The organism is Tannockella kyphosi (genome assembly GCF_021054785.1).
GTDB lineage: Bacteria > Bacillota_I > Bacilli_A > Erysipelotrichales > Coprobacillaceae > Tannockella > Tannockella kyphosi.
Genome location: NZ_CP088239.1, coordinates 123,833 through 144,710, shown reverse-complemented (window position 1 = coordinate 144,710; position 20,878 = coordinate 123,833). Strand labels below are relative to the sequence as shown.

The 20,878-nt window shown below is 30.4% G+C and carries 17 protein-coding genes; 4 read left to right on the top strand and 13 right to left on the bottom strand.

What is annotated here, in order from left to right:
- Window positions 1-117 precede the first annotated feature (117 nt).
- The 3 genes from LRR82_RS00820 to LRR82_RS00810 form a co-directional block, all read right to left on the bottom strand.
- On the bottom strand, window positions 118-921 hold the full coding sequence (locus LRR82_RS00820; RefSeq protein ID WP_249029621.1) for a nucleotidyl transferase AbiEii/AbiGii toxin family protein: 804 nt from the start codon (window positions 919-921) through the stop codon (window positions 118-120).
- Entirely contained in the window at window positions 921-1,463 is a 543-nt protein-coding gene (locus tag LRR82_RS00815; protein ID WP_249029620.1) for a type IV toxin-antitoxin system AbiEi family antitoxin domain-containing protein, read from the bottom strand. The genes LRR82_RS00820 and LRR82_RS00815 overlap by 1 nt, the downstream gene beginning before the upstream one ends.
- A gap of 540 nt (window positions 1,464-2,003) precedes the next feature.
- Entirely contained in the window at window positions 2,004-3,743 is a 1,740-nt protein-coding gene (locus LRR82_RS00810) for a type III toxin-antitoxin system ToxN/AbiQ family toxin (protein ID WP_283162783.1), read from the bottom strand.
- A 677-nt stretch (window positions 3,744-4,420) separates the two neighbouring features.
- Here LRR82_RS00810 and tnpA point away from each other — a divergent pair.
- The 4 genes from tnpA (at window position 4,421) to LRR82_RS00790 (ending at window position 8,323) form a co-directional block, all read left to right on the top strand.
- Entirely contained in the window at window positions 4,421-4,717 is a 297-nt protein-coding gene (gene tnpA / locus LRR82_RS00805; protein ID WP_249029618.1) for an IS66 family insertion sequence element accessory protein TnpA, read from the top strand.
- Window positions 4,714-5,073: an IS66 family insertion sequence element accessory protein TnpB gene (tnpB, locus tag LRR82_RS00800; RefSeq protein WP_249029617.1), complete on the top strand. Its 360-nt coding sequence runs from the start codon at window positions 4,714-4,716 to the stop codon at window positions 5,071-5,073. Before tnpA ends, tnpB begins: the two co-directional genes overlap by 4 nt.
- Window positions 5,074-5,123: 50 nt before the next feature.
- Window positions 5,124-6,659: an IS66 family transposase gene (gene tnpC, locus LRR82_RS00795; protein WP_249029616.1), complete on the top strand. Its 1,536-nt coding sequence runs from the start codon at window positions 5,124-5,126 to the stop codon at window positions 6,657-6,659.
- A gap of 308 nt (window positions 6,660-6,967) precedes the next feature.
- Window positions 6,968-8,323: an ISL3 family transposase gene (locus LRR82_RS00790; RefSeq protein ID WP_249029615.1), complete on the top strand. Its 1,356-nt coding sequence runs from the start codon at window positions 6,968-6,970 to the stop codon at window positions 8,321-8,323.
- 321 nt (window positions 8,324-8,644) lie between these two features.
- Here the strand turns inward: LRR82_RS00790 and LRR82_RS00785 are convergent, their stop codons facing one another.
- The 10 genes from LRR82_RS00785 to LRR82_RS00745 all read right to left on the bottom strand — a co-directional run bounded on the left by LRR82_RS00785 (window position 8,645) and on the right by LRR82_RS00745 (window position 20,751).
- Window positions 8,645-9,247 carry a group II intron maturase-specific domain-containing protein gene (locus LRR82_RS00785; protein ID WP_249029614.1) on the bottom strand — a complete coding sequence of 201 codons (603 nt, stop codon included), beginning with the start codon at window positions 9,245-9,247 and terminating at the stop codon, window positions 8,645-8,647.
- A gap of 57 nt (window positions 9,248-9,304) precedes the next feature.
- On the bottom strand, window positions 9,305-10,567 hold the full coding sequence (gene ltrA / locus LRR82_RS00780; RefSeq protein ID WP_249029613.1) for a group II intron reverse transcriptase/maturase: 1,263 nt from the start codon (window positions 10,565-10,567) through the stop codon (window positions 9,305-9,307).
- A gap of 524 nt (window positions 10,568-11,091) precedes the next feature.
- On the bottom strand, window positions 11,092-11,802 hold the full coding sequence (ltrA, locus tag LRR82_RS00775; protein ID WP_249029612.1) for a group II intron reverse transcriptase/maturase: 711 nt from the start codon (window positions 11,800-11,802) through the stop codon (window positions 11,092-11,094).
- 789 nt (window positions 11,803-12,591) lie between these two features.
- A complete protein-coding gene (locus LRR82_RS00770) occupies window positions 12,592-13,353 on the bottom strand; it encodes a hypothetical protein (protein WP_249029611.1) in 762 nt (253 codons plus the stop codon).
- Between the two features lie 898 nt (window positions 13,354-14,251).
- Window positions 14,252-14,893, bottom strand: coding sequence for a hypothetical protein (locus tag LRR82_RS00765; protein ID WP_249029610.1), 642 nt, complete (start codon window positions 14,891-14,893; stop codon window positions 14,252-14,254).
- Between the two features lie 356 nt (window positions 14,894-15,249).
- Window positions 15,250-15,759: a hypothetical protein gene (locus LRR82_RS00760; protein ID WP_249029609.1), complete on the bottom strand. Its 510-nt coding sequence runs from the start codon at window positions 15,757-15,759 to the stop codon at window positions 15,250-15,252.
- 461 nt (window positions 15,760-16,220) lie between these two features.
- Window positions 16,221-16,343, bottom strand: a complete 123-nt coding sequence (locus LRR82_RS10895; protein ID WP_283162782.1) for a hypothetical protein — start codon at window positions 16,341-16,343, stop codon at window positions 16,221-16,223.
- A 68-nt stretch (window positions 16,344-16,411) separates the two neighbouring features.
- Window positions 16,412-16,819 carry a hypothetical protein gene (locus tag LRR82_RS00755; RefSeq protein ID WP_249029608.1) on the bottom strand — a complete coding sequence of 136 codons (408 nt, stop codon included), beginning with the start codon at window positions 16,817-16,819 and terminating at the stop codon, window positions 16,412-16,414.
- A 154-nt stretch (window positions 16,820-16,973) separates the two neighbouring features.
- The gene (locus LRR82_RS00750) at window positions 16,974-18,698 is read right to left on the bottom strand and encodes an ATP-binding cassette domain-containing protein (RefSeq protein WP_249029607.1); all 1,725 of its coding nucleotides are present in this window, start codon (window positions 18,696-18,698) and stop codon (window positions 16,974-16,976) included.
- Window positions 18,682-20,751, bottom strand: a complete 2,070-nt coding sequence (locus LRR82_RS00745; protein WP_249029606.1) for an ATP-binding cassette domain-containing protein — start codon at window positions 20,749-20,751, stop codon at window positions 18,682-18,684. The genes LRR82_RS00750 and LRR82_RS00745 overlap by 17 nt, the downstream gene beginning before the upstream one ends.
- Between the last annotated feature and the right edge of the window lie 127 nt (window positions 20,752-20,878).

The window sequence follows — 20,878 nt, the reverse complement described above, 5'->3', positions numbered from 1 at the left end:
TTTGAGTTAAAGTAATAACATCCTATTTTGCTTTGTACAAGATATCCCATATGATATTTTTCTAGGGCCCAACATACTTCTGAAGGATAATCTTATGTTTCTATCAAAGGGACCATATCACAGTTCCTGCAATGCCTGTATAATACCTGAAACAACTTCGTTATTTGATACATCTAGCCAGTTTCTTTTCGATGTGTTTAGTTTTTTTAAATAGCTAGTATCTGTTAATGTCTCATAAACTCTTTTATAAATATCCTCTTTATTGTTTTCTCTCATTTTGTTATCTTGGTATATGTACAGATCCAAGCAATGTTCTAGCTTTTCATTATCAATGCTTCCTAGTAGATAATAGATATCATAAATATCTTTATATCTTGTAGAATAACTTCCAAATCTTAAAATAGAACGAAGTTTTTCTGTTAGAATCTGTTCTTTGGAATTGATTAAGAGACTTGCTCCTTCTTTATTAAAACCAATATCAAAGCAATATTCTTCTTGTGTGATTTCCAACCTTTTATGTACTCCAAGATCTATTTTGCTCATTAATTTTATTCCTGTAGTATCTGTTATTTCTACATGGATTCGTTTCCCGTGATAATCCTGTTGTTTCAATTCTTCTATATTTCCTACTATAGATAGTGTTATTTCTCCTGACCCTGCCTCATTAAGTTTATCCAAAAATGTTCTAATTGAATTTTCTTCTAACGAATATCGGATAAAGTCAATATCTATATCCTGTGTTGCTCTTCTCACATTATCCGATATACTTCTCATTACCACACCGCCCTTTATGGTGACATTTTGATTTAAGGAGCTTTTAGATAGTAACTCAAGAATAATATCCTGACAGAGTTTTGCCTCTGCGTTTGCTTCACTGTACCCTTCTGCGTATATTCTATTTATGTGCTCTTTTATATTCACTAAAAAACCTCCCTAGCAATCACTTCATTAATAGTTTTGCTTCCTGGAAACTGCCTAATGTATTCTTGCATTTTTTCTATATCCAAATCAAAGAGCTTATCACGATAGCTTCTGATGATTTCTTTATAATAATCATAGGGTAGTTTCTCTCTGTTTCTGACTAACTCAATCAACATTCTTTCTCTATCATAAATGTTTAATTTTATGCCCTGATATTCCATTTTGCTTTTTCCAATTAAAAATAATTTTTTCTGACAAAAAATTTGCTTTATTCTTATATCCTTAATTTTAGTTCCATTTCTTTCTGTGCATAGCACATACTCATCTGGAATACTATCAGTCAATCCATGATAATAAAAAGCTGATTCCATGGTCATTATAGTATTTGGATACTTAAAAACAACAACTGATAATTGTGAAGGTAACTGCTCATCAGAATATATACCTTTTTCTATTTTAAATAACCGACCACTTTCAATTGCTTTATCAAGATAATGATTTGAACCAAACTCTGCTATACATTCTTCATATGTTTTTAACAAATGTATCACCACCTTCCACCAAAAGCCCACACTTGCTATATATTTGTGGGTGTTTACTTAAATAATACTATGAAATACAGTTTTGTCAACCCTATCTTATACATCTACATTGTTGCCGGTGCCTACACTTCTTATTCTCTTTTTCTCATATCCATCAAATTCATTTTATGTCTACAGCAGATAACAGTACTCCTCCACGAGGTAGAAAATTGAGGAATTTGTTTACTTCTTCCCATTTTGTATGCTAGAAATAATTTCTTTCCTGAGAGTATAGTCTTGTATTTTATACAGCTTCTATCCCCAATAAAGTATTTGTAAAATGTGTTTTATGAAAAATCTTATGTTTTCTAGTTTATCGTGATAAGGTGGTTTTATTGATAACTTTAATACTAGGGTTAAGTACAGCACCATGGTCACTAATTGATAATAATACATTTCTCACTTTTTTACTTGCTATATGAGTAAGATAAGGTAGGTGTATGTGCATTGTCCTAATACAGATAAAAACAACCAAAAAGAATCTGGTTGTTTTTATCTGATTTATTTTTCATTTAACTTGTTTTCTAGCATTTCTATACGTATTTGCAATCCCTTTACAAGAGTATCAATAATATCCTCGTTTAAAACAGACACAGCTTGATAATCCTTTAAAAGTTTTTTCCACTCTTTGACAACGTCATACAGTTTCCCAAAAGTTATTTCAAAGTCAATATCTTCCTTTATAAAAGACAATATGTTTTCAAAATCAATATTTTTATCATGAAAGAAACATCCTTTTGCATGATCAAAGTCCATCTCATATGCTTTTTTTTGTGAATTCATTGACTGCCCACTATCGAAGTTTGGTGCTACACATCTCCACTCTAGTGTTTCCACATCTCTGATAATGCCAAAATTACCTAAATGACGATCTTCATTCAGGATAATATAATCTAGTAAAAACATCTTTACAAGCGACCTACCAGGTGAAACTATCCCTTGTTTGAGTAATATTTGCTTATATTGGCTATATACAGCTACTGAATCAAGTTCGCTAACCATACCAATTCCAGCATTTTTTAGTACTGAATAAGCAGATATCAGTTCTGTATCACCATCAATAAAACACGCACATTTAGAGACCATACTCCCATAGCATGTTTCCACGCAATAATATACATACTCAAGTCCAAGAACGTCACTGATCATTGAAGCTAAAACCTCATTAAATGGCTCTAATCCCTTTTCATTATACGATCCTTTTAACAAATAACGTTCACCATTCTCACAAATCCATACTTTTTTTAACATACCATCAGAAGTATTATTAGGGGTAAAAAGATTAACTTTATAAGCATCTTGTATCTTGTTTTGAAATATTGCTTCTTTATAATTTTGTGTATAGAAATCATTATCAAAAAAATTGATATCATCCCATTCCATTGGCATCGACAGTGGATTTAACCAATACTGATCAGTTAAAGACAGCCCAAATGCTTTACTTAATAATATATCTTTATCTGATATACCTAAATTATCTAAAAAGTCATCTAGTCCATCTCTCCATGATGGTATTCCTCTATTACGGAACCAACTTGAAACATCTTTATCTAGGATGCCTTCTTTAACTATACACTCTAATGGAGCATATTCCTTTTCTAATAGTTCCACTACTTGGATATCATTTGACTGATGATTATAAAGTATTCTAGCAACTTTATGATGTTTATTCATCAAATAATATTCACCTACACCATCTGCCTGTGGGTTGGTTAAAAAGAAGTTAGAGTCAGGAAATCTATTGTAGTGTTTGCCATACTTCTCTAATTCCCACTCCAAAGCATATTTTTCTATTTTTTTAAAGTTTACTGTTTTATTTAAATATGTATGTTTGTAGCCTTTTTCTTTTTGACTATATATTCTGTTTGCTGCCTTATTAATTCTACTATAATTTTTCTGTAAATAATTTAATTGTTTTTCATATAAAATTCTATTACCTGTTAGTTCATCAAATATTACAATCTCTAATTCATTATATGGAACTGGTAACATATTAGAAAACAAACACTTACCAATAGCCTTGTTTGATTTTAAATCAATCAATCTTAATATTGCAGGATTCGTTTTACGCAAATTTCCATCATTATCAAAATCATTTTTAGAAAGAGTACACACAGGTAGAAAATATATTTTCCCTCTTAAACGAACGGGTATTCCAATCATTTCTTTTGTTGAAATAATATTGTTATCATATTTATGTATATGTTCTAAATACCTAGTATTCACTTTATAAAACCTCATGAATTTTACCTCTCTTTCTTTAAACAAAAAACAGGGATACTTAATGTATTTCCCTGTTTTTTAGTCTATTGCATCCAACTCAGGCTATGGTTCTCCGATTTAATAGATCCAACTCAGGCTATGGTTCTCCAATTTTTAATTCTCTTGACAACTAAAATATAGCACAGATACATCGTTAAATCAAACGATTTCAATAATTAATCTACCGTGCTTACTACTAATATACCCAGTAAATATAAATCTTTACATTGCTATGTCCAAACACAAATAAACACAAACTTTTCTATCACTCTTACTATTCTTCACAAAATAAATACCAATATCACCTATCATTAAAAGTTTATGATTTTATCGATGTCTTTGGTATGTTCTATGTATGTTGAAATTCTTTTTTTACAAAATAGAGAGTTTTCTACAAAGTTTTAGAACTAGAGTCAAGTGCCTGCACCATGTTCATTAATTAATAATAATTTCATTTTCTTTTTGATATTTCTATTTTGTATCTTTCTATTAACCGAATCACATACTTTAAATTATTAATAACCAATTTGTACTCTTTACTAAGTTTCCCTATTGATTTCCCTTCTTTTCTTAATTTATATGTAAGCGTCAAATATAACGGCACTATCTAGTCACCTGCTACAATGCTATACTTGGTTCATGTAGGAGGTGATTTTATGCGAGGACATAAATTAAGTGATGAAAAGTGGATAAAAATACTCAAGGAGTTTGAATCAACCACTTTATCACTTGTAGACTTTTGTAAGCAACATGATATTGGGGAAAGTACTTTTTATCAAAAACGTGCCTTTCTCACAAAGTATAAAAAAAAGAAAATAGTAGAAACTGTAACACCAGTTGTGTTTGAACCGGTTCTTGTTACTACGAATCAAGATATACGTATGGAAATAAATGGTGTTTCTATTAAAGGTGATATTCATGTATTGCGTTCATTACTTGGAGTAGATGCATGATACTTAATACAGAAGAAGTGAAACATATTTATCTATCTACCAATTACGTAGATATGAGGAAATCGATTGATGGACTAGCTTTACTGGTCCATCAATCCTTTGAATTAGATGTATTAGATCATTCTTTATTCTTGTTCATCAATAAAAACAGAACAAGAATAAAGATCCTCTATTATGAAAACAATGGGTTTTGGTTGTTTCTAAAGCGACTAGAGCAAGGCAGATTTCAGTATGTAGTAGATGAAACTAAACAGGTGAAAACAATTACAAGTGTACAATTAAATTGGTTATTACAAGGCTTAGATATGGAATCAAAATTCTTATCAAATAGTCAAAAAACAGGGCTTATTTTATAGAAAAATAACCCTTTTTTTGGTATAATATATAGGAAAAGCGAGGGAAGAAAATGGACTTAAATAAGCTATCAAAAGAACAATTAATTGATCATATTTCTACCCTAGAAGAACAACTAGATTGGTATCAACAACAGATAAAACTTCTTCAAAAAAATATGTATGGAAAGAAATCTGAAAAGACAGACTTACCTGAACAGTTATCTTTATTTGATGAAGTAGAAATAGAACAAACACCAATAAAAGTAGAACCAGAACTAGAAGAGATTACTTATAAACGTAAAAAGAAAAAAGGGAAAAGAGAACAAGACTTATCACTATTCCCAGTAGAACGTATTGTTTATGACGTAGAAGAGAAAACATGTAATCTATGTCATGCTCCATTACGTAAAGTAAGTGAAAATATACGTAAAGAATTAGTATATATTCCTGCTAGCTATAAAGTCATTGAACATGTTCAATATGTTTATACATGTGATGCATGCAATGAAGAAAAAGCAAACTTTGTAAAAGGAAAAGCACCAATTGCCTTACTACCAAAAAGTTTCTTATCTGCTAGTGTGGCTAGTACGATTATCTATAATAAGTTTTGTTTATCTTTACCACTATATCGTCAAGAGATGGATTATAAGAGGACAAACTTACTCATTACTAGACAAACAATGTCCAACTGGTTAGTGAAACTTTATGATTACTACCTAAAGGATGTTCAAGCATATATGCATCGTTGTTTACTACAAATGGAATACATTGGAGCAGATGAAACAACGGTACAAGTATTACGTGAACAAGGGATAGCAGCTTCTACAAAATCCTATATGTGGGCATATAAGAGTGGTCGCAGTGAAGAAAAGCAACTAGTACTATTTCACTATGAACCAACTAGAGGTCATGACTGTGCAAAGAAACATCTAGAAGGATATCATCAGATTGTACAATCTGATGGCTATCAAGCATATGATAAACTAGAAGATGTAACACAAGCAGGATGTATGGCTCATGCCCGAAGAAAATTTATAGAAGTACTAGATAGTGCCCCAAAAGGTACTGATATAAGTGATTCTTTTTCGAATCAAATAGTTATATTAATGAACCAACTATTTCATATAGAAAAAGAAACAAAAGATATGTCCTATCTAGAAATAACTAGTTTACGACAAACGAAGGCAAAACCAATCTTTTATGAAATGATGGAAAGAATCCATGAAGCAAATCAAGGAAAGATTGTAAACAAGAAATTACAACAAGCCATTACGTATTGTGTAAATCAAGAAAGTAAACTACGTACTTATTTAGATGACGGTAGAATTGAACTATCAAATAACAGCCTAGAAAGAGCGATACGTCCATTCACAATTGGTAGGAAAAATTGGATGTTCTCTACATCTCCTCATGGAGCACGTGCATCTAGTTGTTACTACAGTATTGTAGAAAGTGCAAAACTAAACAAACTAAATCCACAAGCATACTTAGAATATATATTAAATATCTTGCCTAATATTGACTTACATGATGAGAAAGATCTAGAAAATATTATGCCTTGGGCAACAGAGTTGCCTGAAAACATAAAAATTACTGAAAAATCATAGAGATATGACTTTTTTGTACTGTTTTAAAAGATAGCACTAGTATATCCTATTACTTATAGGACAACTAGTGCTTTATTATTTGACGCTTACATTTATATAACTTTACTTTAAATTCTTTGTTTAGTTTTACCACAAAAAAACGGTATATTAAATTATCGCGGGGAAGGACCTAGGCTTTAAATATAAGTCGGGGTCTTTTCTTTCACTTAAATTTAGCGCTTTAAATCTAGTGCGGGGTGATTTTAGGCAAAAAAAAGAATCTCCTGTTATAATTAGTTTGCGAACAAAATTAAAAGGAAGGAGATTCTATGTACGATTTTATCATTAATCTTTTAGATTTAAAAGCACAAGATATACAATTCATTGATTCTGTTGTTCAATCAAATCATTCTGATTTCCTAGTAACTTTCAAACAAAGAAAACAAGTCTGTCCTCACTGTGGTTCCATTACAAGCACTGTAAAAGATTATAAAACTAGAGAATTAAAACATAAAGTTATTATTCATTGTGACACTACTATATTCTATCGTCAGCGTCGTTATAAATGCAATCACTGTAAGAAAACTTTTATTGAACCTAATCCTTTTGGAAACAGTAGAAAAACACTAACTCCTACTACTATCATTAATATATTAAATGACTTGAAGCCTTATACAGCTACCTATTCTAGTATTGCTTCTAAGTATCATGTTTCTGTTGGTACAGTTGTTGATATTTTTGACAAACATGTTCAAATACCTAGAAAACAATTAACCGATATACTCTGTTGGGATGAATTTTATTTCAACCGACATACTGAAAAAAAATACGCTTTTATGATCATGGATTTTCGTAAAAAGTATATTATTGATATAGTAGAATCTAGATGGAACGAAGACTTAACCAACTATTTTTTTAGTATTCCTTTAAAAGAAAGAGAGAAAGTAAAATATATTATCATTGATATGTATCAAAATTATGCTGATATAGCACATATTTTCTTTCCCGATGCAGTTATTTCTATTGATCCGTTCCATGCAACAAAAAAAGTAACTGATTCTTTGAACAGTGTGAGAAAACGTATTATGCGTTCCTTTAGTGAAGATAAAGACAAATTAGAATATAAACTGCTCAAAAGTAGATATTACATACTATTAAAAAATAAGGACACTCTAGACTTTGAGAATTTATACTATGATTACTTACTAAAGTATACAACCACAAAAACAGCACTACTAAGAGAGCTATTAAATATTAGCGATGTTTTACATAACGCATATAAGATAAAAGAAGAGTTTATTGCTTTTCAAGATGATGACTCAACTACATTTGTTTCCAGAGAAAAGAAAGAACAAGAATTAGATTCTTTAATCAAGAAGATGCTTCTATCCAACATCCAAGAAATGATAGACTGTGCAAGCACTTTAAAAAATTGGAAAGTAGAGATATTAAATTCTTTTCACTGGATAGATAATCGAAGATTATCCAATGGACCTATAGAAGGGAAAAACAACTATATCAAAAAGATCATAAGCAACGGGAATGGGCTAAGTAATTTCCAAAGAGCCCGAAATAAGTTCATCTACTCTCAAAACTTATACGAAACATATACTATAAGTGAACATTCTACCAGAATAAAAAGAGTAGGATCACCAAGGGGCCCCTACAAAAAATCGAAAAAATAAAAAAACTGTAATTTATGTTCGCATTGGCTTTAAAAATAGAACGGGGAAAATTATCCCCGCTCTTTTTTAAAGCTTTTTTACGCTAAACCCCGCTAGATTTTAAAGCGCCAAAAAAACCACACCTCTTATCTATTGGCTATCCAATAAATTGGGTGGGTTCATTTTACCCAATATTAACTTCAAATTAAACGCCTTAATCTCCACTATCTTTTAGAGTGACATATAAGCGCTTGGTTATAATCGAGTAGGAGATAAATAATTAATTTATTTATCGTCCTCTCACACCACCGTATGTACCGTTCGGTGTACGGCGGTTCAAATTTATACTAAAATATGTTTTAACTGATACTGGTCTAGTAGTGATACTAGACCTCTTTTCTTTAGTCTATCGTTCGTTACCGTTCTACACATGATATATGACATGGCAACTCGTGCGTATGCTTTTCTGCTATTCGCCCATTCCCATGCTTTATATTTGTTTACTCCTAGTTTTATTAGTGCTCTGTATTTTGTACCTATTCTTTTCCATCGTTTCCATATGCACATTCTAAGTCTAAACCGTGTATGTGCATCTATTTGTTTGCACACTTTCTTAAAACTCGCTATTCTAAAGTAGTTGACCCATCCTACTATCAATTGCTTTATCTTTAGTAGTCTGTAGTCCATGCTCACTCCCCAATTCCGGCTTGTAAGTTGCTTCAGTTTTCTTTTCAGTTTTTCTACAGAAAGTTTATGTGGTTTCGCTTTATAGGTCTTTTGAAGTTTATCATAGTAAAATCCAAACCCTAGGTATTTTGTACCCTCTGGTTTGTTGACTTTGCTTTTTGTCATATTTACTTTTAATCCTAGTTTCTTTTCTATGTACCTACTCACATTCTCTATTACTCTATTTGCTGCTTTTTGACTTCCTACCAATATTTGCAAGTGAGTAGACCTAGGGAACCTCCCCCTAAGTCTCTCTCAGAACCGTACGTGAACCTCTCAGCTCATACGGCTCCCATCATTTATCGCCGGTAATATTCCTAGTTTCCAGTGTGCAAATAGTCTGGTGTCTCTTCTTGCCACACCACCTAACCATCTTTCAGCTCTTCTGTTTGAGTTTCGCCTTTTGTACTTTCTTCGCACCCAGTAAATTAAACGTCTATTAATATATCTCAATACATCGTACATTTCAGATTTATAGAAATGTCCATAATAATTAATCCAACCTTGGATTTTCTTATTGAACATATTTGCTATATCTTCTAAACTTTTATCTACTTTAAATTGTATTTTCCAACTTCTTACTTCTTTGCGAATTGCTTTCTTCGCTTTATCACTTATAGCTGGTAGGAAGTTTACAAAATATTTTCCATACTTGTTCTTACTCCCTCTAGCTCGAAATGTATATCCTAGAAAATCAAATGATACGTTAGGATACTCTTCTTTCCTGTCATCATCTTTACAATATACTATTTTCGTTTTCTCTAGGTTTAATTCTAGTCCTAGTAGTTGAAATCTTTCTTCTAGTTTCTTTAATAGGTACTGCGCTTGTTTAAGTGATACACAATGCGTTACTCCATCGTCTGCATATCTCACCCATGGAATATTAGGAAATTGTTTTGTCATATACTCATCAAAAGTATAGTGCAAAAATAGATTCGCTAGTACTGGACTGATTACCCCACCCTGTGGTGTTCCAGATCTTCTTTCTATTTTTGTTCCATCTTCTTTTTGGAATGGTGTTGTAAGCCATCTTTGTATGTATAGTTTTATCCATTCATCTTTGGTATGTCTTGCTACCATTTCCATTAGATAGTCATGTCTTATGTTGTCAAACAGTCCTTTGATATCAAATTCTAATACCCAGTCTCTTCTCCAACACCTTTCCCTAGTTACCCCTACAGCTTGTATTGCAGACTTATTTGGTCGATACCCATATGAATTTTCATAGAAGATTTTCTCTACATTTGGTTCGAAGTATAACTTTACAACCATTTGTGCTATCCTATCTTCCACTGTTGGTATTCCAAGTGTTCTTGTCCCACCACTTTTCTTTGGTATATCCACTGCTTTTACTGGTTTTGGGAAATATGTTCCTGATGACATTCTATTCCAAAGCTTATACATGTTATTCTTGTAGTCTGCTTCGAACATTTCAATAGTTATATTATCTATCCCATATGTTCCTCTGTTTGCTTTCACTAGTTCAAATGCTTTCACAAATGCTTGTTTTGAAATATTAAACGGTTTGGTTTCTTGCATAAGTTCCTCCTCCTTTCAAAGTTGACTCATTCTCAAAACTAAATGACTTGAACCCTTCGCTCCACTTCCATTACAGAAGCTTCTTCACTACTACAATTCAATCTGTCCCCATGACTGCATTGGTACTCTCTACTTATGGTTCTTCCACTTGTAGTACTCCCTTATCATCAGCCCGTGGGTTCCCACGTTCCATACAAACGCCTATGTTATGTTCATGTCACCTTTACACCGCCCACCGTGTAGTCAGTAAACAGGTTTCCTCTACACTTATCCCAGGTTAACGACAACCCCCTGGTTTTGATGGAATCTATACGCTTTCGATGTTTTCATCAGTGATTCGCTTGGTTTCTCATCTCCATAACACATACTTGACAGTTTTACACTGCCTTTTCCTTAACGCTCAATACCATAGCTTTTGTCTACAGCACCTTAAGGTAGTTTGAAACCTCCACCTGCATGGCGATTTCGGTGGGTCTTCCACCATCATTTGTATAGCTTAGTTATACTTGAGTAATTCTTGTTACTCACGCACACTTTCGTGGCGCACCATCATCTGCATATCTTACGAAATTAAGTCCTCTTGCCTCTAATTCCTTATCCAACACATCAAGCATAATATTTGATAATAATGGACTAAGATTTCCGCCCTGTGGCGTTCCGATTGTTGATTCTTTATATTCGTCATCAATCATGATTCCACTTCTTAGGAATTTTCTAATTAGGGATATTACATCACCATCTTTTACCTGTTGACTCACTAGTCGAATTAGTTTATCATGGTGAACATTATCAAAGAATTTCTCTAAGTCAATATCTACTATCCAATGCAATCCTTCATTCATGTGCTCTAATACTTTTATGATTGCCATTTCACAGTTTCTACCCGGTCTGAACCCATAGCTATGTTCACTAAATATCGGTTCATAGATTGGTGTTAATACTTGCACTATCATTTGTTGTACCATTCTATCTTTTACTGTTGGTATTCCAAGTAATCTTACTCCACCATTCTCTTTTGGTATTTCTACCCTTCTTACCGGACTAGGTTTATATCTCCTTGTCCTTATCTCTTCTTTAATTTCTTCGCCGTGTTCTTCTAGGTATTCCTTTAACTCAGTTACTTCCATACCATCTATTCCACTAGCTCCTCTATTTCGTTTGACTTGCTTATATGCTTCTATCATATTTTCTTCACTAAGCAGTTGATTAAGTAATTCATTTCTTTCTGTTTCCATATTTCGTTACTTCCCTTCCTTTCGTTTCCTGTATGTTGACTTATAGCTTTCCTCCGTTCTTGTTTACTCACTATTCTAGTTTCACTCTTGTCCTCGAGTTACACATACCGGTGCAATTTGACAGTTCTTTAACTGATAAATCTGTTCAGTCCTTTGCTCCATACCCATTACAGGTACTTCCTCACTACTACGACCTCGGCTGACTTCTCACAATTCGTTGTTACTACTTTCTCGCTTGTGAGACCTCCCAGGGTAAGGCTATACATCTTTCCCTCCATATATCTTCCATATTTACATTAGATAAGTACTTCATAGTCTGTTAGATTTTGTGTTGTTAAGCACACTTGTCTCTTATCTCCTGCCTGATATAGTTCGTGTTCCTAAGACCAGAGTTTTGTCTAATTCTTCCTTCAGATTCCGCCTCACGATGGACACCCTTGACTTCGACTAGTGGTTGGCGACTATTCCCCCACGGTGGACTTTCACCACTTAGATGTATACCATGCCTGGCACACTTAGGAAGTGTAAACTTTATTTCTACAGTCTCACAATTGATTAGTTATTGTTATTTGTTTTTTTTGAAACATATTTTCTTTTATCAACAATAATTTTAAATAACCCGGCTACAGCGAAGAATAAAAATACTGCTGATAGTAACATGAAAATGTCTGGTTCATTAATCAAAAAGTAAAAATATCCTGAAATACTAGTAATTATATTATTTGTGAAACCCAAGCACAGAATAAATGAAATAAGTGAAGTAACAAAATAAAAATCTATTCTTTTCATTTAAAAGTCAATATACTTGGCTGGAGATGTTGAATTAATTTTGCTTGTAAAACTGTCTTCACTTTTATGACTTTCTATGTTACTACTTCCACTACTTCTCACTATTAAACTAAGATCTGTTGGATTAATATAAACTAAATTGCTGTACTTTTGAACTGATTGATTTGTAATATAATATTCTGTTTTTGTTTTAGCTATATGGCCAGTATACTTATCCTTGTAAACATAGTCATACTTCATAATTTTACCATAAGCAATACTAGAATATAATCTATGAGTTGCTTTTTTGTGTCCAACTGATTCTGTTCCATTGGGACCATTATAGGTAAATGACGTCGAGAAGTTGAAAGATCCAGTTAATTCAACTCCCTTTATTTTTCCACTAATAGAAAAAGATGCATTAACAGACTTTGAAGTTGTTACACCCGCTTCCACTTTTTTAAAACAATTACCTCTAAGAATACCGTAGCTAGAATGAGTAGACATTCTTATCATTTTCCAGGTATACCCGCCTATACGTGAACTACTCGAAGTATTTAGATTATGTAAACCACTAATTCCTATCTCAATATCTTCTTTACTAATTGTATTATATCTAGGTTGTAAATCCCCACTTTGATAATCGTATAGTGCATCTGTTACTGTATATTCTTCATCAAATACAAAGTCACTATCGAAACAACGAGCATTTGTCGGTAACATACTAATGTTCGATATCAACAACCCAAACAAAAGAATAAAAAATATCATTTTTGTTTTCATTATTTAAGTTTCCTTCCATTAAGTATAAAGTGTTTCATTAACCAATGATATTGAACATGCTTTGTAAGCATACCAACAATTTTTGATAAATCCATACACTTTAATCTAATCAATACAATATTGAAATTTATATATAATTTGGCTGATCCCCATCTCAAAGATTAGGTTAATTTTTGGCATTTTTTGTTTATATGAAAAATAGACACTGACCCATTCGTCAATTTACATTACTACTTTCTATTTTTTATTACACGCCTTTCTTGACAAGTAATTTAAAGGCTTTCTTAACTTATCACAATTAGCCTGACGATGAGCTTACTGCAAGACTCAAAATGAAGCTTTTAATTTAATATTATGTAAGAGATTCATTAAATTCTATAAATACAGTATATCAAGGTAAACACGACACCTCTTGTCTAGTTTATTAAAAATATTTATTTTATAATTTTTAAGGTAATCAATGACATATATTCAAAGATATTATCATCTACAGCTAAGATACCCTATACTTCATAGCCTTCATAGCAAATATTTTTTTCATTCATATAAATCCTATAAAACAGACTGTTTTTATGTATGTTAAAATACTGTTTTTTCTATATAAAACAGAGGTTTTCTAGATAATTTTAGAACTAGGGTCAAGTGCCTGCACCATGTCCGCTAATTAACAATACTAACATTTCCTATCTCCTCACTTACTATATGAGTAAGATAAGATAGGTGTGCATTGTCCTAATTATTAGGAACATAAAAAGGATTGGCTCCTGTTTAGACAGAAACTAATCCTAGTTAAAGATGCTAATAACTTTATATTATTCTACGACTTAAGCAGTAAAAAATAACTTGACACACTTCACAACTTCATTACCATAATAAATCTTGCACACTTAATTATCATTCACTTTCTTTTTTTACTGAAATTTAATAACTTACTATTTATCTTATCATTTAATTCGTCTGTAAAAAAGAATGGAATATGCGCTAAGATTAATTGAATAGAAATTGCTACTGGAGCCAACTCTCCTGTAGGCGCTAAGAAGTAAACTATATAAATCACCATTGCTACATCCTCTATAACTAACATATACAAATATTTGTTTTTAAGCATCAATTCTCTAATTATCATACTTGATAGCATAATTATCACAAATATATATCTTAAAGTTTCACTTCCTTCATACATTACTGTAATCAAATGAATAAAAATCACAATCCATACGAGCTTCATAATAATGAGATAACGATTATTATCCACGCCAAAAGTCTTTATTATTTCTTCATCACTGGTTCCGTTTTGTATACTTCGATTTCTCCTGTGATGATAGATAATCATGTTCATTACCGCATTAATTCCAAGTATCAGTACACAATACAATGTTATAGTTTCATCTATCCCAAGATATTTTGGTAAATTAGTATAAACAGTGACAAAAAATGCACTAATAACTAATGTAGAACCTTGTTCCTTCATAATCTTAAACTCAATAAAACTTATTACTAGTGCAACTAATGTTGCACTAATTAGAAATCCTGCTTCCATTTTAATTTCTCCTTCATTATCAAAATATTATATTTCTCTATCCAAATCTCTAAAACGGTTTTTGTGTAACCCACCAATTACCTTTTGAATTATTATTTTTTTGAAGACTTACAGTTGTTTGCGGTGTACAAACTTTATAGTTAAGACCATTATTTGCATACCTATACCCGTATTGTTTTGTATTCCCTACTGTGTATGTGCTTTTTGTTCGATGCATTTGATAAGTCCATAGTATTTACCTGAAACTAAATATATATTTATGTATTTAGCGACATACAATAGACATAATTGACACATTATACATTTTAATTTGTTAATTGGATACCTGACTATTTACTGTTCTCTTGTATCGAACACTATAATAAATTAAATAAGCCACTACGAAAAAGAGCTTCCTTGATATTTTCAAAGTATAGAAAATACATTGCAATGAGTATCAAAACAACAAATGTTTTTTGTTTCCTTACAATGATCATTGTTATAATTAATAATATCCAAAGAGGTATAAATGGTATAAATAATCTAGAGATATTAGTTATATGTTCTTTTATTGATGCATTACTAATCTCTTTTTCATCTCCTATACCAAAGAAATATCCTGGTTCACCATCATTATGAAATAATAATTCATAAGAGATAGAACCAAATATACAAGCTGTTAAGACTATTGATATCCTAGATATAATATATAAAATAACACTAAAAATAATCCACTGCATAATTTTCTTTATACTATTCTTTTTAAATAGCTGTAAATCTCCAAACAATTTAACAAATTGTTTCTTTTGTGTATATTCATAAATAATGCCCCAAACTATGTACATTATTGTAGGAAAAACATCATAATATTGTATTGTAAAATCCATAAACCTTCTCCTATTTCTATCTACTACATGTAACATTCTCTATTCAACTTTTTAGGTTGATAAAAGATTATCCTATCACTTTTTTAATAAGTGATAGGATGGGTTAGCCGTGTGAGTAGTATAGCACAACAAACATGACACACTATGTCTAGTTTAAAATATTTTTTACTTAACTAAAAAACCGACTTTTACTTATTAGATTTTATTCTAACTTTAGGGTCATTTCTTTTTAGAATATTATGTTTTTTAAATATAACAACCTAGTTACTTATATTTTATTAGACTTTTTCTTTCTATTAAAGTTGAACAGTTTATTATTTATCTTATCATTACGCTCATTCTTTAAAAAGAATGGGACATGAACAAGAATCAGTTGCAATGAATAGGCTACAGGAGCTAAGAAATAAACGATATAGAAAATTGTTCCTAAATCAAGTAAAAGAAGTGTATAGAAATATTTCTTATCCCAATATATTAATAAATAACAAATTAGAAATAATACAAACTGTTAATGCTGCTCCATAAACAATACCACTTTTATATTCCCGTTTTAATATTTTTGATGATAATCCAAAAGTCTTCACTTAGCATCTCTCCCATCTTATTTATAGTCAAAACTTCCTAATTTAAATAACAAATAGATACATATTGTTTAATTCTTATCATCTTTCGTTATTTTATCAATATACTCCCACATTCCTATGTTTGGATCTTTAAACCCAGCTATTAAATGATACTCATCCCTTATTTCAATATTCATTCTTTGAAAATACTCTATTGCTTCTAACAATTCTTTTCTACTTACCCCGGTATTACAAGGAAATTCATAATTTTTTGTATCACTCACAAATTTAAAAAATGCAATATGTGCTAATTGCCCAGTAACAGTCCCTGTCATTTGTGTTTTCTTCCAATACATTTCAATATATTGAATGCTATAAATTGAAAACTCTTCACTTACTTTTTCTTTATTACCAAGATAAACTGGTTTATATATTTTTATATAATCACCATCAATACCCCAGTGCGAATCACTCTTATTACCAACAATTAATTTCATTATTCTTTTCCTTTATCCTGTTATGGATTCCTTTCTTAAATAGAATAAACAAACTTAATTCACTTATGATTCCAAAATTGTAATTCATTATCCCTCCTCTTACCATGATTACATTACTTCTTGTTTAGAATTTTTTATAAAATAACATACACTTTTATGTCCTGAAAACTTTTACTGGATTTATTTTTTTTACATAATAATGTAATATCAAACTAATCATTATTTCTAATCCGATACTAATAAAAAACAAGAATAATACAGCATAAATATCTCTCATTAATAATTGAACGATACTAATAGTTATAAAACTAATAAGAATGGGTAACTGTAGTTCTTCTAATAACAAATAGTTTACTTCTTTATTTGATAAACCTATTGCTTTCAATAAAGCTAATTCTTCATATCTATTTTTAATATATGTTTTATATAAATAGAACAAGGCAGCTTCACCTAATACCAAAGTCATTAAAACAAATACATATTTTAAAGTTGAAAAAAGTTGAATAGTTTCAATAACCTCATCTAATTGATTAAATGATATATCTACTACTTTATCTTGATTTTCTTCTATAAAGAAAGTTAAGGAATCATAATCATCAAAGAATAAAGTCATTCCTTTTTCGTTATCTGACAGACTAGATTCTATATAATCATATGGCAAAGTAACAAAATAAGTTGAATCAGTATAGCCATACTGATATCCATTTAATAGTATATTTGTATATGCATAGTTAAAGCCACTAGAATCAGAGATACTATATAAGTTTGTAGATATAGATGTGGTTGGAACATACACATATTCAATTAGATAAAACAAATCAAAACTAATTGAAAACTCTAGTTCTGGAATATAATCAATTGTCATCCAATTAGATGATGTTTGATTTGTTTCTGGATAGATTGGTAAAACTGGATACATATTTCCTAATAGTTCAATAGATACTTCATAATATGGATAACTTTTATAAATATCATAATCCATTACATCCATAGTTTCTTGTATATAAACTTGTGCCAAATTAGAGGATGAAACATTATCTTGTTTTAATGAATCAATATAACTATTCGTTATATTGAATACACCCACACTAGTTAATAATAACATGGCAATTGCAAAGCAAATTATTTTAAAATTATTCTTCTTTTTTGATTTATACTTTTTATTATAAAAAGTATAAAATGACTTATTTAACGTTGTTTTTATAGGTATTTCATTAGAACTATTTGTTTTCTTTGTGTATTTTTGTACCACTAATTTTTTGTTTTCAAAACAGATTATTTCATCACTATACTCTTTAATCATTTGATCATGGCTTACAATAACTATTGTTTTATCTTTTTTTAATTGTTCTAGTATTTCTAAGATAATTACACTATTTTCTTTATCTAGCGCACTTGTTGGTTCATCCAACAATAAAACCTTAGGATCTTTTATAAGTAAACAAGCTAATGCTACTCTTTGTTTTTGACCACCTGATAAAGTATATAAGTTACGATGAATATCTTCATCTACCCGTACTTGTTGTAATAGTACTCTTGCCTTATCTTCACTAATTGAGCTATTCGTTAATCTTGCAAAGTATTCAAAATTTTCATAAATGGAATATTCATCAAATAGAATATAATTTTGAAACAAAAAACCAAATTCCTTCTTTCTAAGATTCGCTTTAAATTCTTCACTTTCTTTGCTTATATTCTTTCCATGATAAATATAATCATTTTCTAAATCATAGAATAAGCCAAGATAATAGAGCAATGTAGTTTTACCACACCCACTTGGTCCATGTATAAGCGTGATACTTTTTTCTTTTATTTCTAAACGTTGTTTATCTAATAATACTTTGTCATATTGTAAAGTTAGATTATTTATTTCTATCATAAGTAACCTCCCATAGCATTGGTATAACCCATTCAATGAATATTGAAATGATAACAATAAACACATATCCGATTAGTACATAGTATATAGAGTGATAGCTTGTACTATAATCTATCAGTTGGATAAAAAAGAGAACGATACTTGAAAGTAATATTATGATGATCGTATCATATATATATTTTTGTCCTTTTATTTGAAAGATTTCTTTTTTATTACTTATACCAATTGTTGAAAGCCAGTTATTAAAATTTTTCTCTTTATCATTTTTGATAAATCGTTGCATTGCACAAAGCACAGTTACAAATATAACTAATATGACTCCTATTGTTTTTGCCATTACAAATAAGTATTCATAATTAGATAGCACAGTTGCATTATTACCATACATCCAGTAAGCAATATACCCCATTTCTTGTACTTCATTAATAACTTCTTCCATATACTCACTTGATTCTACCGATACTAAATAAAGGTTAGGATAATAGGGCGTTGTCGTTGTTGATTCTGTTGCTAGCATAGGATCATCCACATAATCCCATATCACATTACTAAAATAAGTTGTATATGTTTCTTCTGTATTATAAGTATAAATCAATTTTTCCATAATATCCGTTGATAACAGTAATGTGTTTTGCGATGAAGTTACAACATTAGGCATAAACTCTTCGATGATACCTATTATTTTTGCATCTATCGTATAGGTTGTGGTGTGTAATAATGCAGTTGGCACATCCGTCTCTCCACTAGTGTAACTTATGGAAGATACCCCATAAAGAATACTATCTGGTATATTAACAGTTATTTTAATACTCGCATTCATTATTACTTCATCACTTAATCCTGTCTGATTGAGAAGATTACGATGAATATAGAAACCTTCTCTGTCATCACTTAGGTAAGTAATCTCTTGGTAGTCAATGCTTGAATCAATACTTTGAATAGTTGGGGTTAAATAACTCTGTTCATCTTCATACTTCCACAAGATTTGGTTGCTATAAATCTCAAACTCTTTCCCTGCATATTCTTCGACTAAAATAGTTTCTCCATTATTGATATGTTCTACTTCTTCGAAAATATCTGTTAAGGAAAATATATATTGTGATTCCAATGATTCAAGATGTTCTATATTTATTACTTGTTCCAGCTCTTCTTGGGTAAAAGGAAAACTAGATCCATCAGTATCATATATAAGCACCCCTGGAGAAACTGCTTTGTACAATAAAAATTCACTAGTATATCTTTCGTTCCCCTCTCCCACAGTGAAGTATTCTGATAGTTCTGTATCCATAAATAGTAAGTAAGCACTAATACCAATAATAAGAGAAAATAAGAAATTTCTTAACATTGGTTTTAAAAACTTTTGTTTTCTTTCTTTTAAAAATAAGTTAGTCCATTTTATTTTTATAGATTTCTTTTCATTTGTCATACTAGGATTGATATTATCATTTGTAATTAGTTTTCTATTATGAATAGTATAAACAACATCAACATTATCAAAAATATCATCATGGCTAGTTACAATAATAATATGATCTTTTTTAAATTCATTTAAAATATCTAAATATACATTAGATAATTCATCATTTAATCCACTAGTAGGTTCATCAACTAATAAGATTGGTTTATCAATAATTAACGCATTAATAAGCATAACTCTTTGAAGTTGTCCACCTGATAACTGTTTAGGATATTGATGCAAACAATCAACTAATTCTAGTTTTTCTATATATTCATCTAACTTGGTTGCAGAATTATAGTTTTCCGTTAAAAATTTCCAATGTTGTATCACAGTTAAAGAATCTAAGGCAATAGATTCTTGATGAATATAATAAAGGTTGTTTGCACTAAAAGTTTCCTTATCTATTAGTTTATCACTATAAAAATATGTTCCAATACCTTTATACTCTAAATTAAGTATCTTTAATAATGTACTTTTTCCACAACCACTACTTCCTTTTATTAATGTAATTTGGTTTGCTCCTGCTTGAAAAGAAGTCGTATCAAATATACAGTTCATACCAAAACCAAATGTTAAATTCGTTATTTTCAGCATAGTATTCCTCCCATATTAGATAAAAATAAAATCACTCATTTGTTGTATACTGTATTCTTAGTCATATTGGTGTTATAAGATGATAAGCATTTACATTTATAACCTTATAATCTATCAATTGTATGAG

What these genes read in the sequence shown, in the direction of transcription:
- LRR82_RS00810 (WP_283162783.1), bottom strand. Translation starts at nt 3,743, where the DNA reads ATGAGGTTTTATAAAGTGAATACTAGGTATTTAGAACATATACATAAA.
- tnpA (WP_249029618.1), top strand. Translation starts at nt 4,421, where the DNA reads ATGCGAGGACATAAATTAAGTGATGAAAAGTGGATAAAAATACTCAAG.
- tnpB (WP_249029617.1), top strand. Translation starts at nt 4,714, where the DNA reads ATGATACTTAATACAGAAGAAGTGAAACATATTTATCTATCTACCAAT.
- tnpC (WP_249029616.1), top strand. Translation starts at nt 5,124, where the DNA reads ATGGACTTAAATAAGCTATCAAAAGAACAATTAATTGATCATATTTCT.
- LRR82_RS00790 (WP_249029615.1), top strand. Translation starts at nt 6,968, where the DNA reads ATGTACGATTTTATCATTAATCTTTTAGATTTAAAAGCACAAGATATA.
- ltrA (WP_249029613.1), bottom strand. Translation starts at nt 10,567, where the DNA reads ATGCAAGAAACCAAACCGTTTAATATTTCAAAACAAGCATTTGTGAAA.
- ltrA (WP_249029612.1), bottom strand. Translation starts at nt 11,802, where the DNA reads ATGGAAACAGAAAGAAATGAATTACTTAATCAACTGCTTAGTGAAGAA.
- LRR82_RS00770 (WP_249029611.1), bottom strand. Translation starts at nt 13,353, where the DNA reads ATGAAAACAAAAATGATATTTTTTATTCTTTTGTTTGGGTTGTTGATA.
- LRR82_RS00765 (WP_249029610.1), bottom strand. Translation starts at nt 14,893, where the DNA reads ATGGAAGCAGGATTTCTAATTAGTGCAACATTAGTTGCACTAGTAATA.
- LRR82_RS00760 (WP_249029609.1), bottom strand. Translation starts at nt 15,759, where the DNA reads ATGGATTTTACAATACAATATTATGATGTTTTTCCTACAATAATGTAC.
- LRR82_RS00755 (WP_249029608.1), bottom strand. Translation starts at nt 16,819, where the DNA reads ATGAAATTAATTGTTGGTAATAAGAGTGATTCGCACTGGGGTATTGAT.
- LRR82_RS00750 (WP_249029607.1), bottom strand. Translation starts at nt 18,698, where the DNA reads ATGATAGAAATAAATAATCTAACTTTACAATATGACAAAGTATTATTA.
- LRR82_RS00745 (WP_249029606.1), bottom strand. Translation starts at nt 20,751, where the DNA reads ATGCTGAAAATAACGAATTTAACATTTGGTTTTGGTATGAACTGTATA.